This is a genomic window from Streptosporangium amethystogenes (assembly GCF_000721075.1).
Lineage (GTDB): Bacteria > Actinomycetota > Actinomycetes > Streptosporangiales > Streptosporangiaceae > Streptosporangium > Streptosporangium amethystogenes.
Genome location: NZ_JOEQ01000123.1, coordinates 1 through 1,094, shown reverse-complemented (window position 1 = coordinate 1,094; position 1,094 = coordinate 1). Strand labels below are relative to the sequence as shown.

The window sequence follows — 1,094 nt, the reverse complement described above, 5'->3', positions numbered from 1 at the left end:
CGGGAGGAAACGCGGCACGGTGCCGCACTTCTGGGTGGGTGGTGTAGCCGTAGCCGTCGGCTCGTTGGAGCAGGTGGATGTGGCGGTGGCCGATGCCCTGCACGGTGCCGTGCCGGGTGGTGACGTTGAAACTGCCGGTGGAGCGGACCGCGACGCGGCCGCGGTGGACACCGGTCTTCTTGCCGCTCGGGACGACGGCGCGGACCAGGTCGCCGGTGGCGAACCCCTTGACCTGCTTGGTCCGGGGGAGTCGCAGGCGGGGGAAGCCGTAGCGGTCGGTGCGGGTGCGGGCGTAGCTGCCGCGCCCGGTCGCCGTGGCCACCAGGACCGTCGAAGGCCAGGCGGTGACGCCTCCCAGGTGGCCGACGTGCAACGCGTCAAGGGTGTGCGACTTCGGCGCTTGGGTGCGGGAGCGGTTCCACTTCGTGCGGCCACCGGAGGAGGTGTGAACGGGCAGAGTGGTCACCACCAGGGCCCGCCAGAGCGCCCACCGGGTGGTGTTGACGGCGGCTGCGTCTCGCAGCGGAGTCTTCGCCTGCCGGAGGATCCTCGCCAGGAGGGCGGGCTTGCCTGTGAGGAACTCCTCCACCGGGGTGGCGTTCTTGGCCTGGTTGCAGCCGATGCACGCCAGGGTCAGGTTGCCGATCCGGTCGGAGCCGCCCCGGGAACGGGGGTGGATGTGGTCGAGGTTGAGCGGCACGTCCTGTTTGCCGCAGTACGCGCACGCCCGACCCCACTTGGTCAGCAGGTATTCGCGGGCCTCGTATCCGGCGAGGGTGCCCTGCTGGTACTCCACCCCTTCGAGCGGTTGCCCGGCCGACAGGGCGTGGGTGTCGAAGGAGACCCGCTCGACGTGCACGGCCCGCACCGGCGCCCAGCGGGTGAGCCGTGCCACCCACGACAGGGTGCCCTCGACGCGGTGTCGCAGCGATGGCGCGAGCCACCCCTTCGGCTTGGTGCGGTTGGAGAACCGGGGGGCGCGGTAGCGCAGGTTCGCGCTGCGGCGTCGCCGTCGATACTGCGAGCGGGCGGTGAGCCTGTCGCGGATCGCCGCGCCCCGGTGGTCGAGCTGGATCGCGTACCGTCCGGTCCGG

General features: G+C 71.8%; 1 protein-coding gene. It reads right to left on the bottom strand.

Annotated elements, in window-relative coordinates; translation table 11 throughout:
* The coding region (gene iscB / locus IG98_RS0143885; protein WP_051753755.1) for an RNA-guided endonuclease IscB at nt 1–1,094 on the bottom strand (1,094 nt) is incomplete at both ends.